Source organism: Noviherbaspirillum sp. (assembly GCF_035627455.1).
GTDB lineage: Bacteria > Pseudomonadota > Gammaproteobacteria > Burkholderiales > Burkholderiaceae_D > Noviherbaspirillum.
The window spans coordinates 15,145-28,704 of sequence record NZ_DASPLS010000029.1 but is presented as its reverse complement, the minus strand read 5'-3'; the positions used below and the strand labels follow the sequence as shown (position 1 = coordinate 28,704).

Genomic DNA, 13,560 nt, shown 5'->3' with positions numbered 1-13,560 from the left:
TGGAGAAATGATAGACCCTGGAGTACACTCCAAGGTCAAGCGCTATTTCATATGGGAGGAAAGGATGCGGATCGGGAATCTTGCTCACGCCGCCGGCGTAAGCTGCGACACATTGCGCTTCTATGAAAAGCAGGGCCTGATCCGTTCGACGCGTGCCGAGAACGGCTACCGCACCTATGCGCCGGAAACCGCCCAACTCGTCGGCTATATCCGCACCGCGCAAAAGCTCGGCTTCAGCCTGGCCGAAATCGGCGGAAGCCTGCCAGCCGTCTGGAATGCGCCGGACCCTGACGCCGCGGTCGCCGGGCTGCTTGCCGAGAAGATCAAGGTGATCGACGAGCGCATTGCCGAGCTGCAGAGCCTCAGGAAGGAGCTTCAGGAGCGGGTCAGGCAGACCTGTCCGCTCTCGCGCGGCTGAAACCCTATCCGGCATCCCTTGGGAAGGGGTGTACGTGAATCATGGGATCGCTCACCAGCCTCTTCTATGGAAAAGCCGGGGATTCACGGCCAGAAGGGCATGCGTACTGTCTCAACTGACTCCGTGGAACCTGATGGCAGCAGCTTCACAGCCGCGCGCGATAAACGTGTTGCGCAAGGAATCGATGATTGTTCAATCTTATGCGGCGACGAACGTATTGCTGTCGCTGCCACTTCAGCCGGAAGTGTGCCGGACACAGCGGTGTACATCGAGGTGATGGAGCGTGTGTTCTGCGGCCGCGTGTTGCGCCAGGATTGGCGCATCACGCGGCCGCTGTTGCCTTTCAAGTAGAGACGGGATGCATCTCGATGCCGCCGATGCGATTCATTTCGATCGTCGTTCAACGTCGCAGTCCTGACGGTGCCGTCCATGGTCTCTTGCAATCATGTGCTGCACGCAGGCTTATCATCTGTCGCGTTCGACGTCCTTCAATGACATGTCATCGGCCTCAATTCGGAAAGTAAATATCTGTGGGTGAGCTCACCTGCTGCGTTCTACGGAATTCCATCAACTCTGCCCGAACTTCTTCCCGCGTGCGTCCCGTAAAGCGGGAGCCGGCAGGACCGCGGGCGCCGATGTTCGGTGCGCTGCCGGATTGCCTGAGGTCCGCTTCGCTGTGCAAAAGCAAGCCTTGCGCCTTGGCGGAATCTAATTCGGCTAGTACTTCAGCGCGGGACTTGGTGGATTCAAAACCACTGAAAGAATTTCCTACGCCAACTGATCCTGCGTCTGCAAACGTCGAACCACAGAAGGCAATTGCGGTGCTTGCAATTATCCTCGTCATCCATTGCGAGGTTTTCATAATGATCTCCAGCTACGTGTTGACGTCGTACGGCATGGGGCGATGTTTACGTCGTGTTTCATCGCCGGTTTTTACTTAAGCCGTAACCAACGTTGTGACGGCAGGATTTCTCCAATGCGTCACAAACATCCTTCATTGGGCGGGCCCTTTTGCTCGTTTGTCGAGCGCGGCAACGGTCCTCACTGACGATACGCCAGCAGAAAAAAGGGCGGGGGCGGGGTCTTACATTGTTGGTGCAGATCCATCTGCATCTGTATCGTCTGCAGATCGTCCCACCTTCATGGTGCTAAGGTAACCAGAGAAAGCAAAGGCTACCCGAGGAAGGATTTGATAAACCAGTATACGTCGCGCGATGGGCACTACAAGCGCCGATTGATTTTTCATGCAAGGGCTTGCGCTGGCGCGCACCGACGGCACGGCGTGCGATCCGACCACTATTGCCCTGCGGGGCCGGCCGGGCCGACGCGCAGCTCCGCCTCACTGTCGGGCCTGACCGTCGGCTGTTCAAGCGTAAGCAACCGATCACCTTCGGCAGGTTCCGTGAAATGGAACAGTCGCATTGCCTGCGTAACGAATTGCTTATGTGGCGTGGGCGTCATCCGATGCCAATGGGCGAGATGATCATAAAAACTCGAATCGCCCTGCGCTGCATTCAAGTTGAGGTAGGTGACGGCACGCCAGTCCGGATTTTGCTCGAGGAGCGGCAGGAAGAACATGGCGACCAATTCGTTCTTTTCGCGAAGATACGGTTTGGTCGCGAGCACAGGACCATTCTCTTGAAACCATTTCTGGAACGAGATGTTTTTCGGCAGCTTACGATGAGGCTGTTCCAATGCCCGCCGGGTGAATCTATTCAGATTCGGGGCGTAGTCTTTCCATTCACTCCTGGGCGGCGATTGTTCCCATGTCAGTGAAAACCGTTTCAGCATGTACAGCGAAACAGTCTCGCACAGCATTTCTTCAAACCATTGGTGCCGTGCGCGTCGAGGAGGGGCGTGGTATTCATAATGCGCAAGGATGTGGAAAAGTTCGTGCGCAAACTCGTACACATACTCGGCCCATTGATTTCCTTTCGCAGCGAGGAGGACCTGGTACTCGTTCTGGGGGCCTCTCTGGTACAAGACGACCGGGCCGTACTGGGATGAAGATACGACTATGGGATCTAGCCGGTGTCCCGGAAAATGCACGAGCATTTCAGCGGCTACCGCGTTTAACAGCACCTGTATTTCCTCGAGCCCGACATTGCCCCATCCACCTCCAACAACGCGGATGTCTGAGCCGCTTCTATTTTCCCGTACCGCACTGCCTTTTGCGTGCGTGGTGCCGTTCTTTTGCTCTGTCGCCCGCGCTCCCTGGATGGTTGCCAGTGACAGAGCAATGGAAGTAACAAGCGCGATTTTTTTCATCGGATCGCCTCATCGGAGACAAAACAATATTGCAACTCTCTCTACTTAAGATTGTTGTGCGAAACAAAGGTTCGATTCCACAACTGCAATGGTTCGGATTCCGACACTCGCAACAGCGCGGCAAATTGGAGCACGCGTCCCATCTCCGACATTAACCTGGACTAACATCGTTGCCGCCCTCCGGCGCAATAACTGAAACGTATTGCCGAGATGATGGTGGACAAAGCAAGCAAGCTCGCGCCGATTGCAAAAAGAACGCTGAATGAATGCGTGGCAGCATAAATACCTGCCATGACATATCCGCCTGCCGCCTGCACCGCGGAGTAAGAAAAGGTCAGCACGGCCCAACTACGCAGATGTGCTGCCGTTCCATCGATTTCAGCGGCTCTTCCGGATACCAGAGCGCCTAATCCTGGCGTCAACGCACCGACGACCAGCGAAGAAATGAACAATGAAGGCATGGACGTAGAAATCAGCGGTAATGCAACGCCGATTGCCTTGAACGCGAAGCATGCAATCAACATCCGCCTGAAGCCGAATTTATCCGCTGCAAAGCCACCAATCAAAGGGCCGATTGCCGCACCAACGCCGAACAACGCCCAAAAGGCGCCGCCCATGGCCAGCGACTTATGCAGGTCGTGTACCAGATATTCAACCCAAAAGACCGTATGAGGCAAGTATCCGGCCGCGTCCAGGGAATAAGCACAAATCAACGCCAGCATTGCGCCGCGCGGCATCAGATTCGCGCGCGCCGCGGCCAGAGGCTGCAGGACTATCCGATCCGCTTCCTGCACCGGGAACCTGGGCCAGGCAAAACATAGAGCGGCTGCGGTTATCGCCGCAAGCGCAAGCCATGCCAAGCTGAGAGAATACGTACCCAGAGCAGGCACGACAAAGCTCGACAACACAATGCCAAAGCCTATCCCGGAAAACACCATGCCGGCCGCCTTGCCGCGCATAGCAACGGGAACCCGGGCAAGCACGGCCGGCGCCGTCATACTCATCAACACCGCACCGGCAATGCCGGACACCAACCGCCAGATCCAAAGCCAGTAAAGACCGAGATTCATGCTGCAGCATATCAGGCTGACGACCACTACCAGCATCGCTGCCCGAATCGCCCAGCCGGTACCGATTGAAACCGCAAGCCGGTGCGATACCAATGCGCCGAGCAAGTACCCGATCAAATTGGCCGCTGCAAGTTGTGCCGCGCCCGAGGCCGATGCCCATCCTGCATCGATGATCAGCGGCAGGGTCGCAACATAGGAAAACCGCCCGATGCCTAATCCGGCCAAGGTCGAACACAGGCCGGCGAACGCGATCAGAAGCCAACTAGTGGCGCGCTCGGATTTCATTGTCGGAATCGCGGAATGCGCGCATGCGTGTTCAACTCCAGCCGGCTGATCTTTTGGAAAAGCCGGTTGGCTTTCTTGGCTCAGCCAAAATAAAAACCTCGATAGCAATCGAGTGCGATTTTGCGACTAATGAAAACCACTCTTCGCCGACAGCATGATCCGCGATGGGCTGCCCCGAATGCGCGCGCCGGGGCAGCCCGTCGACCTTATTCGCTTACGATGATTTCCAAAGCGCGCATTTTGACTCCTCTTTCTTTGTGAACGCTTCTTCACCGGGGACCTTTTGGACCACTTTGTAATAGTCCCACGGATATTTGGATTCTGATGGCGCCTTCACCTGCATCAGATACATCTCGTGCACCATGCGGCCGTCCGGGCGGATATAGCCGCCTTTGGCGTACATGTCGTTGATTTTCGTGTTCCGCATTTGCGCCAGCACCTTTTTCGTATCGTCGGTGCCTGTCGCTTTCACCGCGTTCAGGTAATGCAGCACTGCCGAATACTGTGCCGCCTGTACGCTCGACGGCATCTTCTTGATCGTCTTGAAGAACCGCTGGGACCAGGCGCGGGACTCCGGGCTTTGGTCCCAGTACCAGTTGTCGGTCAAATACATCCCTTTGGTCAGTTCCAGGCCCAGGGAATGAATATCCATGATGAACATCAATGATCCGGAAAGCTTCATCGTCTTGGTGATGCCGAATTCATTGGCGGATTTGATGGCATTGACCGTATCGGTTCCTGCATTGGCCAAACCCAGGATCTGTGCCTTGGATGCCTGCGCCTGCAGCAGGAACGAGGAGAAGTCCGATGCCGATGCCGGATGCCGCACGCTGCCAAGCACCGTGCCGCCATTGGCTTTGATCACCTCCGACGTTTCGTTTTCCGTGGAGGTGCCGAACGCCGAATCCAGTGTCAGGAAAAACCAGGTCTTTCCGCCTTGCTTCACAATGGCCGAACCGGAGACATTGGCCAATGCCTTGGTGTCATACGCATAGTGAATCGTGTATGGCGTGCATTCTTCATTGGTCAGCTGCGTGGTGCCCGCGCCATTGACGATGAAAGGCTTGGCTTTCTCGGCCGCGACTCTGGCCATTGCCAGGTTGGCTGCGGATGCTCCACCGCCCAGAAGCAGATCGACTCCATCTCTGTCGAACCACTCGCGCGACTTGGTGGCCGCGATCTCCGTTTTGTTTTGATGATCGACATAAATCAATTCGATCTTCTTGCCGTTGATCTCGCCGCCGACATCCGCGATGGCCATCCTGATGGCTTCAACACCGCCCGGCCCATCGATATCAAGATAAGGGCCCGACATATCGGTCGCCAATCCGATCCTGATCACGTCACCGGAAATCTGGGCCGATACACTGCTCGCAGCCATGCTTGTGAATAAAGCGGAAATTACGCAAGCGATTTTTTTTGCATTCAAAGTCATCATTGTCTCCAATACCCAAACTCGGGTGCGCGTTGCATTACACAGGTCTTCAACTCGGGCAAAAGCCAATCAAGCGAGATTCTTGATTGCCGCTACCAGGCAAATGAAACGGAATTGCTGCCCTATAAAAACTCCAAGCCATTAAAAGATTCTTTTGGCAGCCTCCACAATTCCCTCCCTTGACCAGGCAGGAGGCTTTGCCTGAGCCGGTTCTTGTTCTTGCGGGGGCTGATCGGACGTCGAGCGTTCCTCCAGCGCCTTCACCAGGTTCGCAGAAAATTGATCCGTAATCTTCTTGAGCACCGGTGTTGCCATTGCCGTCACTACCTTAGCCATCGATCCGGTTGCTTCTGCCTGAAATTCCAGCTTGATCGCGCTGCCGGTTCCCGCAGCGTCGGCCCGGAACGTCCCGTTGCCGTGAAAAGGGTCGAACTTGCCCTTCAGCTCGAATCGCACTTCATGCGGCGGGATCCATTCAACGACATGGATATCCATGACCACCGGGCGCTTGTACGGCCCAAGGTCAATCTTCACGGTCCATATCGAGTCATTGGCATTCACCTCTTCATGGGAGATATAGCCGGGCATCTGGCCGGCCCAATTTCCCATGTCGCTGACGAAGCTCCACACGGTGTCTAAATCAGTTGTTACGGACAACTCTCTTTTTGCGCTTAACATCACGTCCACCTTAATAACGGTTCAAACAAGCTTCGGAGCAGGCAACAGCAAATGGGGTCACGCCCGCTGCTTCGCATTGTCGGCGGCACAGATGCCGGCGATATAACCCCAGGTCATTGCCGGGCCGAGCGTCGAACCGCGGCCGTAATATCCCGGCCCGGTGATACTCGCTGTCACATTGCCCGCCGCGTAAAGACCTGCAATCGGGTTTCCTCTGACATCGATCACCTGCGCCATGCTGTTGGTCTTCGGCCCGCCCTTGGTGCCGAGCGCGCCGGTGTGCACAGGCACCGCATAGAATGGCGCTTTCTCGATTGTTCCCATATTCGGGTTCGGTGCCTCTCTGTCGCCCTGGAAGCGATCGAAAATGCTGTTACCCTTTCCGAAATCGGAATCCTCGCCGTGATGCACCATGGTGTTCCACCGATCGACCGTCTTTTGCAGACCGATCGGGTCGATGCCCACTTTTTCAGCAAGCTCCTGCAGCGTATCCGCGCGCGGGATCCATTCCGGGTCCGGATCTTCCGGCATGGTGGTGCCCAACACATATCGCTCGCGGTATTGGCTGTCGAGAATTGCCCAGGCCGGCAGGTTGCTGAAACGCGGTGCGTCGGTATCCATCGAAAGAAAGGTTTTGCCGACCGAGTTGTAGTTCGCCGCCTCATTGACAAAGCGCTGGCCGCGGGCATTCACCCAGATCACATGGGGCCCATTGCGCTCCGCCAGGATCGCGCGGCTCAACGGACGCTCCTCATAGGTTTCGCCGGGAATCATCAACGAGGGGAAATGCCAGGCTTCGTTCATGTTGGCCAGGTCGGCGCCGACTTCCATTGCCATCAGCAGGCCGTCACCTTCATTGAACGGCGGCGTGTTCGGATTCTCGATCACTCCGGGCAAATACTGCGCCTTGAGTTTCTCGTTCCATTCGAAACCCGCGGTTGCCAATACGATGCCACCCTTTGCCTTTATATGCAGCCGGGCGCCGCCTTGTTCAGCCTGGATCCCGATGACAGTCCGCTCTTCGGTGATCAATTGCCTTGCGCGCGTCTCCAGCAGAATCGGTATCCCTCGATCCAGGACACCTTTCAAGAGGCCGGCGACCAGTGCCTGCCCAAGCGTCACCACGCCCTTCTCCATACGCTCCACGGCCAGATCCTGCGGTATCAGCCAGGGCCGATAGAAGGCATCGAATGCCCCGAATGCCTCTTGCCGGGTGATGGGCAAAGAGAAGGCGCCGGGCAAGCGCAGCTTGGATTGCCATTCGCCGAGGGAATTGGTGTCGAAAGGATCCGGTTCGATCGACCGGCCTTTTAGTTTTCCGCCTTCGATTTCGGGGTGATAGTCGGGCGCGGTCATCGCCGCAAATTTAAGCGGTGTACGGTCCTCCAGGTAACGAATCATTTTGGCTGCCGTGTCGACGAAGGTTGTGATCAATTCTTCGTCGACCCGTCCCATCGCGAGTGCCTTGCAGTACGCGAGCGCTTCTTCGCGGGAGTCGTCGGCGTCTATCTCATACAAATGATTATTCATCGGGATCCATATGCCGCCGCCCGATACTGCGGTCGTCCCGCCGATCTGATCGGTACGTTCGATGACCAGCACCTTCGCGCCATGATCGTGCGCCAGGATTGCCGCCGTCATTCCTGCCGCACCAGTTCCAACGACCACCACATCAGCTTCGTGGTCCCACTGTCTCGTTTCGTTTGTCATACCGTCTCCGCTTCTTTTCCGGCTGCGCCAGTAACCTTACTTTTCCCGCCACCAGAGTCCATATGCGCCTGATGAAGAGAAGCTCCTGCATCCTGAACATGGTTGAGCAAGACCCGGGCCATGCGTGGACAGGCCGCTTTGACGGCCGGCGGGCCACTATTCATGCCCTCGACTGTGTGTTCCGGATACAGATGTTTAGCTGCGCTATTTCATCGATAAACAGCGCAATGAATACGGGAGGGCCGGCTGCCATCCATACGGGAGCATGCTGCGATGCGCGCTGTCGGCAATGCAGGAACGACGACAAGACTTTTAGAAGCGGAAACCTGCGGGGTATCCGGATGAGAACCACAGCGGCTGCTTTCCTGTATCGCCCGATGCGTTTTCTTCGGATACAGGCCGTGTCCTTGTTGTTTACCTTGTAAACAGCTCTACGGTGTCCGGCGATCGGGAGATGAAGGATCTGGCGCAGAGCCTGTCGAGGGACAAGCTGGATTTGCTAACAGTCCGGATGTGTTTGAACGTCGCCGTACCTGCCCATCGCCGGCATCGCGCGGCGGGTTAATCGCAGGAGAAGTCAAACCAGGCCGCCGCGCGGATACCGGTCACGAATCGCGAGGCCGCCGGAGCGATGGCTCGGGACTTGCATGGATGCCGCATCTGTCAATTAACGGATACGAATCTCAGTAAGGGTTAACCAAACAGGGAAGAGCGGCCGGTCGCCTGCCGGCGATGGCTGTATCAGCTTAATTATTAACGAGCAAGGGTATTTACCATGGCAAACGAAAATCCGGCTATGTCCCATAGCCTGCATGTCGGCGAGTTCAACCAGGAATTTCTGTCCAAGCCCTATGAAACGCCGTATCGCATGCATATCGACGGCTTCAGTGCGGAGTTCCTCGACGACTCTCTGACCAAGATCCAGCACAAGCTGTTCGGGCCCTGGGGCCTGATTGGCGACAAGGGCGGCAACAATGATTTTGCTGACCGTTGCAGCGTGTACATCTTTGGGCAGATATACGGCCGCGGCGGCCTCGATCTTAAAACCCGAGGATTCCTCGTGCTGGCCGCTCTCTCCGTGCTGCAAAAGGAAAACGTGATCCCGACATGGACGAACGCCTGTTTGAACCTCGGGTGGACTGAGGACGAGCTTAATGAGCTTGGCGCCCTGGTGTCGCATGTGGGCGGATTTCCGCCGTCGCGCGCGGCCCTGATGATTTACGAAGATGTATTTGCGAAGCGCAAGGCTGCAGCGAAGTGAGCTGTCTCCTTCAAGCGAAAATATTTACTAAGGAAAGATGAACGATCATGACTGAATACAGCCAGGTTTATAAACAGGGGCGGGAATTGGCAATCCAGTTGTTCGGCGACCCGGACGGCGACCTGCCCGGTATCCCGATCGGTGCGGACGACGACTTCAAGAAAGAAATGGTCTCTTGGGTATTCGGGTACTTGCTGACCGAACGCTCGCTGGTGCCGCTAAAAACAAAAGTACTGACGATCGTGGCAATGAGCGCGGTGTACGGCGAATACGACATGATGCGGCGCTGGCTGGTCGCAGCGAAGAACAGCGGCAATACAAGAACCGAAGTGCAGGAAGCCATCATCACGATGGCAATGTACGGCGGATGGCCGAGGGCACGCGAGGCACTGACGATTTTTGCGGACAACTGGCCCGAAGAATCCTGAGCTTCTTGCCGAAAAACGACCATCTTCGTAGCGGCTCATTCGAGGCGCCATCGCCTTTGTAGTCGTGGAAGGGTCTTGTGCCGTCGGCTTGCGGCTAATCGCACCGGCGGCGCCAGCCCGGCGTTCCGGCCCGTCAGCCGTCTGTATGCGAAATGCATGCTGCACGCAGTACCGCAAACGTCTTGTTTCCCTTTCCTATTCCCGAAACTTCGAGACGATCGTCTTCAACTGCATTTTCAATAGTGCCTGGTCCGAACCGATCACAAACAACGTCACGCCAAGGTCTTCATAGCGCGACAACTCGTCCAGGTTCGGAAGGAAAATTCCGACCGCCTTTCCTGCGGCGTTACATGCGGCACAGATTCTTTCGACAGCCGCATCGAGAAGAGCTCGGTCGGCTCCGATAAATCCGCAGGAAACCGCCAGATCGGCCTTGCCGATAAACAGGCAATCCACGTCATCGATCGCGGCGATCCGTTCGATCTTCTCAACCGCTTCCTTGTCTTCGATCTGGCAGATCACAACGGTATTCTTGTCGGCGGCAGGGATCAGATCTTCCATTCCGATGCCGCCATAGCCGCCGGCGCGCGGGGAGTTGGAAAAGCCGCGGCCGGCGCTGCCGCCGGAACGATAACGCGTCGCGGCGAAGACCTGCGCAATCTGGTCGGGGTCGCGCATATGCGGCACGACGACGCCGGTCGCGCCGATATCAAGCACATTCAGGATCGTCGCCGCGCTGTTGTCCGGGATGCGCACCAGCACCGGTAGCTGCGATGCGCGTGCGGCGAGCACGGCAGCGTCTAGCGTGCAGCGGTCGAACGGCGCATGCTCGGCATCGATCAGGGCGAAGTCCAGTCCGCCGGAGGCGACAACTTCGACACTCTGATAGGCCGGTGTTTTGACAAAGGTGCCCAGCAGCCGCTCGCGGCCACGCACCCGTTCGCGGAACGTGTCGGCGCTCATGGCGGTCCTTGGCTCAATCGCGGCCATTCCGGTCGCCGGCCGATTCAGCCGCCTGGTACTCGACCAAATGTTTGTAGTCGTCGCGCACCGGCGAAAACACATCGAGATTGAGAGCGACTTCGTCGCTGGTCGGCTCGACGTAATGGACGGTATGCGGCGGCACCACCAGCATCGAGCCCGGCGTCATGTCGAACACCTGCTCGCCGACGTGATAGTTGAAACGGCCCTGGATGCAAATCGCGAGCTGCTCGAATTCGTGGCTATGCGGATTGATCGTGATATCCGGTGCCACCCAGTTCATCACGACGATCACGTTCTCGCCGCGAAAACCACATCGTTCGACACCCTTGCGAACGATTTCGCGCGGGAGGTCATTCCAGTTGTACATCGTAGTCATCGTGAGTCCATAGGTGATATTGAGCGGCGAAGACAGCGCCGCCATTCACGCCAGCCTCAACATCTCGCGGAGGCGGCATCGTGCCCGCCGTAGCGGCGTCAACCGTGCTGCTTCTCCTATGCATGAAGCAAATACCAAGCCACGAATCACGAGGCGGCGCAGGCGCTTGGCACGACACCGGCGCCGGATGTGGCACTCGCAGCCGTACCTAAAGCCGTGGAGGGGCTGCCACCATGGCGGCTTGACGAACCGGCTTGCGAATTGCGCGATCCGGTGGCTTCGCTCGATAACTTGCTCGAGCGCAGCAATTGAATGCGCTTAACTTTCCATGAAACCAAAAGCCAGTCGACATCAGTGAACAATCATTACCGGTTCGGTCTAAACTGAAAGTGGCCTAAAGCCTTGCATCCAAAAAATTACGGACAACTGGCTTGCATGGAGCAATAAATGGCGCAGAAGACCGGCCCGGAATCGCCTCATGGGATAGTGGCAACCATGCCTGCGGGCATTCCTTTCGAGCTCATTGTTTCATCGATGTCCAACGCGGTTGTTGTCGTTGACCAGGAGGGGACGATCGTCTACGTCAATCCCGCGTATACGCGCATCATGGATCTGGCGGCCGATAAGGTACTCGGCCGGAATATGCGGGACGTGACCCCCGATGCGCGCACGCTGAAAGTCCTCAAGACGGGAAAAGCGATTACCTGGGACTCCTTTTATTCGGAGAAGCTAGGTCTGGATCTTGTGTTAAGCGCCAATCCCCTGATGCAGGACGGGCAGATGATCGGCGTCGTTACCGTCTTCCTGAACTCCAAAGATCTGATGGAGCTGTACGGCGCGTACCGGCGCGCGCATGGCCTGGCGAATTATTATCAGGACTTGCTGCTCAGGGAGCAGGTACGCTCCGGCGGCTTTGCCAGCCTGATCGGCAACAGTCCGGCGCTTACGCAGGTGATCGGGATGGCACGGCGGGTGGCGGAAACAGACGCCACCGTGTTGATTACCGGCGAAAACGGGGTCGGCAAAGACGTCCTGGCGCAAGCGATCCGACGCGCCAGTAACCGCCGCGACAAGGCATTTATCGCGGTCAATTGCGCAGCCATTCCCGACAGCTTGCTGGAGAGCGAGCTGTTCGGCTTTGCATCCGGCGCATTTACCGGCGCGACGCGCGGCGGCAAAGTGGGCAAGTTCGAGCTTGCCGAAGGCGGCACGATATTCCTTGATGAAGTCGGCGATATGAGCGCGTCGATGCAATCCAAATTGTTACGCGTGCTGCAGGATAAAGAGATCGAGAAGGTCGGCGGAACCCGCGTGACACGCGTCGATGTACGCGTGATCGCGGCGACGAACCGCGACCTGGAGCACATGGTCAAGGAAGGCAAATTTCGCGAGGATTTGTTTTACCGGCTGAATGTCTTCCCTCTGCATCTGCCACCCTTGCGGGAACGAAAGGAAGATATTCCCGTACTGGCGCTGCACTTCCTCGCCCAGTTCTGTGACTCCTACAAACGGCAGCTGATCATGGCGCCGGAAGCAATCGAGCTATTGCAGCGCGGTGATTGGCCGGGCAATATCCGGCAGTTGCGAAACACGATCGAACGCGCCGTCATACTGTGTGATTCGGATGTTTTGCTGCCCGAACATTTCGCCAATCTGGACTGCGCAACCCAGGCGCCGGCCCAAAATAGCGAACAAGGCAGCCTCAAGGGCGAAATTAGAAAAATCGAGCGCAAATTATATGAAGATGCGCTTTCCAGTAGCGGTGGCAATAAGTCCCTGGCCATGAAGAAGGTCGGCGTAAGCCGCCGGACTTTCTATAAGCGTTTGCACGAACTGGACTTGCTGTAAGCGGCAGATCGCGCGGTACAGGGGCGGCGCGTACGTTTCATGCAGTAAGCAAACAATCAGTCCGTGCTGCCTGATGCTTGCGCCCCCACATTCGTTGCTCAACCCGGCGCATCCGTCAAGCTTGTTTCGAAATCCGCCGGTGAAACGATTTCGAGCACTTCGAAGTCATCGCTATGCTCCAGTTCCCGATGCCGGATATTCGATGGCTGGTAAACCGAGGACCCTGCCTCCATTCGCACGACGCCAATATCTTCATATTCGAAGACGACCCATCCCCGCAGCACGAAGAACAACTGGAATCCAAGCGTATGGGAATGCCATTCCGGCTTGAAAGGAACGCCGGGAACTGCCTGAATGACATGCGCTGTAAATGCGCCATCGGTCGCTTCTTTGATGCCGGTGTCACGGTATTTGAAGTAGGGTCGCAGCCCGATCTTGAAATCCGAGCCGTCCGGCGCAGGGTGAACGACAATGGTACGACCTGCCAGTTTTTCTGCTTGAGTCATAAACTCCTCCTGTTGAATGTATCCCGGCGAACCGCAATGAAATGGCTGAATAGCCGAGCGCAACGGGCATTACGGAAATCGGATTTGTATCGCAGGCGGTTTCAGCAAAAGACATGCCATTCGCATACTTCGAAATCCATGGAGGGTTGCGCGGTATCCGGCGTGATTTCGCCCGCCAGGATCGATTTTGTGTTTACTAACTGACCCTGGCGCAGATACAGGCGTATCGCTTGTATACACTTCGGCGCGGGCCGATATGGTCCCGGGCGATGTCAACGCTTGAGCGTCATCGT

At 56.8% G+C, this 13,560-nt stretch carries 14 protein-coding genes; 5 read left to right on the top strand and 9 right to left on the bottom strand.

Features of this window, described 5'->3' with window-relative positions:
- Nucleotides 1-7 precede the first annotated feature (7 nt).
- Together VEC01_RS05130 and VEC01_RS05125 are read left to right on the top strand one after the other, a co-directional pair.
- Nucleotides 8-418, top strand: a complete 411-nt coding sequence (locus VEC01_RS05130; RefSeq protein WP_324899408.1) for a MerR family transcriptional regulator — start codon at nt 8-10, stop codon at nt 416-418.
- 66 nt (nt 419-484) lie between these two features.
- Nucleotides 485-769 carry a hypothetical protein gene (locus tag VEC01_RS05125; protein ID WP_324899406.1) on the top strand — a complete coding sequence of 95 codons (285 nt, stop codon included), beginning with the start codon at nt 485-487 and terminating at the stop codon, nt 767-769.
- Nucleotides 770-926: 157 nt separating this feature from the next.
- On the opposite strand, the gene VEC01_RS05120 is transcribed toward VEC01_RS05125, so the two are convergent.
- The 6 genes from VEC01_RS05120 to VEC01_RS05095 form a co-directional block, all read right to left on the bottom strand.
- Nucleotides 927-1,280 (bottom strand): DUF4148 domain-containing protein, encoded by a 354-nt coding sequence (locus tag VEC01_RS05120; RefSeq protein WP_324899404.1) that lies wholly within the window; start codon nt 1,278-1,280, stop codon nt 927-929.
- A gap of 434 nt (nt 1,281-1,714) precedes the next feature.
- Nucleotides 1,715-2,686 carry a hypothetical protein gene (locus VEC01_RS05115; RefSeq protein WP_324899402.1) on the bottom strand — a complete coding sequence of 324 codons (972 nt, stop codon included), beginning with the start codon at nt 2,684-2,686 and terminating at the stop codon, nt 1,715-1,717.
- Nucleotides 2,687-2,847: 161 nt separating this feature from the next.
- Nucleotides 2,848-4,041, bottom strand: a complete 1,194-nt coding sequence (locus VEC01_RS05110; protein WP_324899400.1) for a YbfB/YjiJ family MFS transporter — start codon at nt 4,039-4,041, stop codon at nt 2,848-2,850.
- A gap of 214 nt (nt 4,042-4,255) precedes the next feature.
- Nucleotides 4,256-5,470, bottom strand: a complete 1,215-nt coding sequence (locus tag VEC01_RS05105; protein ID WP_414691416.1) for an ABC transporter substrate-binding protein — start codon at nt 5,468-5,470, stop codon at nt 4,256-4,258.
- A gap of 147 nt (nt 5,471-5,617) precedes the next feature.
- Nucleotides 5,618-6,154 carry an SRPBCC family protein gene (locus VEC01_RS05100; protein ID WP_324899398.1) on the bottom strand — a complete coding sequence of 179 codons (537 nt, stop codon included), beginning with the start codon at nt 6,152-6,154 and terminating at the stop codon, nt 5,618-5,620.
- A gap of 57 nt (nt 6,155-6,211) precedes the next feature.
- The gene (locus VEC01_RS05095; protein WP_324899396.1) at nt 6,212-7,864 is read right to left on the bottom strand and encodes an FAD-dependent oxidoreductase; all 1,653 of its coding nucleotides are present in this window, start codon (nt 7,862-7,864) and stop codon (nt 6,212-6,214) included.
- A 775-nt stretch (nt 7,865-8,639) separates the two neighbouring features.
- Between VEC01_RS05095 and VEC01_RS05090 the strand changes: the two genes are divergently transcribed.
- Together VEC01_RS05090 and VEC01_RS05085 are read left to right on the top strand one after the other, a co-directional pair.
- Nucleotides 8,640-9,125 (top strand): carboxymuconolactone decarboxylase family protein, encoded by a 486-nt coding sequence (locus tag VEC01_RS05090; RefSeq protein WP_324899395.1) that lies wholly within the window; start codon nt 8,640-8,642, stop codon nt 9,123-9,125.
- A gap of 47 nt (nt 9,126-9,172) precedes the next feature.
- Nucleotides 9,173-9,553, top strand: coding sequence for a carboxymuconolactone decarboxylase family protein (locus VEC01_RS05085; protein WP_324899393.1), 381 nt, complete (start codon nt 9,173-9,175; stop codon nt 9,551-9,553).
- Nucleotides 9,554-9,748: 195 nt separating this feature from the next.
- On the opposite strand, the gene VEC01_RS05080 is transcribed toward VEC01_RS05085, so the two are convergent.
- Together VEC01_RS05080 and VEC01_RS05075 are read right to left on the bottom strand one after the other, a co-directional pair.
- Nucleotides 9,749-10,516: an HpcH/HpaI aldolase family protein gene (locus tag VEC01_RS05080; RefSeq protein ID WP_324899392.1), complete on the bottom strand. Its 768-nt coding sequence runs from the start codon at nt 10,514-10,516 to the stop codon at nt 9,749-9,751.
- Nucleotides 10,517-10,529: 13 nt separating this feature from the next.
- Nucleotides 10,530-10,958 carry a cupin domain-containing protein gene (locus VEC01_RS05075; RefSeq protein ID WP_324899390.1) on the bottom strand — a complete coding sequence of 143 codons (429 nt, stop codon included), beginning with the start codon at nt 10,956-10,958 and terminating at the stop codon, nt 10,530-10,532.
- 402 nt (nt 10,959-11,360) lie between these two features.
- On the opposite strand from VEC01_RS05075, the gene VEC01_RS05070 reads away from it, so the two are divergent.
- The gene (locus VEC01_RS05070; RefSeq protein ID WP_324899388.1) at nt 11,361-12,761 is read left to right on the top strand and encodes a sigma-54 interaction domain-containing protein; all 1,401 of its coding nucleotides are present in this window, start codon (nt 11,361-11,363) and stop codon (nt 12,759-12,761) included.
- Nucleotides 12,762-12,859: 98 nt separating this feature from the next.
- Here the strand turns inward: VEC01_RS05070 and VEC01_RS05065 are convergent, their stop codons facing one another.
- The gene (locus VEC01_RS05065; RefSeq protein ID WP_324899386.1) at nt 12,860-13,267 is read right to left on the bottom strand and encodes a cupin domain-containing protein; all 408 of its coding nucleotides are present in this window, start codon (nt 13,265-13,267) and stop codon (nt 12,860-12,862) included.
- Nucleotides 13,268-13,560: the final 293 nt, after the last annotated feature.

Excerpts from the sequence above, each read along its gene's own strand:
- VEC01_RS05080 (WP_324899392.1), bottom strand. The coding sequence starts at position 10,516 with ATGAGCGCCGACACGTTCCGCGAACGGGTGCGTGGCCGCGAGCGGCTG.
- VEC01_RS05090 (WP_324899395.1), top strand. The coding sequence starts at position 8,640 with ATGGCAAACGAAAATCCGGCTATGTCCCATAGCCTGCATGTCGGCGAG.
- VEC01_RS05085 (WP_324899393.1), top strand. The coding sequence starts at position 9,173 with ATGACTGAATACAGCCAGGTTTATAAACAGGGGCGGGAATTGGCAATC.
- VEC01_RS05100 (WP_324899398.1), bottom strand. The coding sequence starts at position 6,154 with ATGTTAAGCGCAAAAAGAGAGTTGTCCGTAACAACTGATTTAGACACC.
- VEC01_RS05070 (WP_324899388.1), top strand. The coding sequence starts at position 11,361 with ATGGCGCAGAAGACCGGCCCGGAATCGCCTCATGGGATAGTGGCAACC.
- VEC01_RS05130 (WP_324899408.1), top strand. The coding sequence starts at position 8 with ATGATAGACCCTGGAGTACACTCCAAGGTCAAGCGCTATTTCATATGG.
- VEC01_RS05110 (WP_324899400.1), bottom strand. The coding sequence starts at position 4,041 with ATGAAATCCGAGCGCGCCACTAGTTGGCTTCTGATCGCGTTCGCCGGC.
- VEC01_RS05075 (WP_324899390.1), bottom strand. The coding sequence starts at position 10,958 with ATGGCGGCGCTGTCTTCGCCGCTCAATATCACCTATGGACTCACGATG.
- VEC01_RS05115 (WP_324899402.1), bottom strand. The coding sequence starts at position 2,686 with ATGAAAAAAATCGCGCTTGTTACTTCCATTGCTCTGTCACTGGCAACC.
- VEC01_RS05120 (WP_324899404.1), bottom strand. The coding sequence starts at position 1,280 with ATGAAAACCTCGCAATGGATGACGAGGATAATTGCAAGCACCGCAATT.
- VEC01_RS05095 (WP_324899396.1), bottom strand. The coding sequence starts at position 7,864 with ATGACAAACGAAACGAGACAGTGGGACCACGAAGCTGATGTGGTGGTC.
- VEC01_RS05065 (WP_324899386.1), bottom strand. The coding sequence starts at position 13,267 with ATGACTCAAGCAGAAAAACTGGCAGGTCGTACCATTGTCGTTCACCCT.
- VEC01_RS05125 (WP_324899406.1), top strand. The coding sequence starts at position 485 with ATGGAAAAGCCGGGGATTCACGGCCAGAAGGGCATGCGTACTGTCTCA.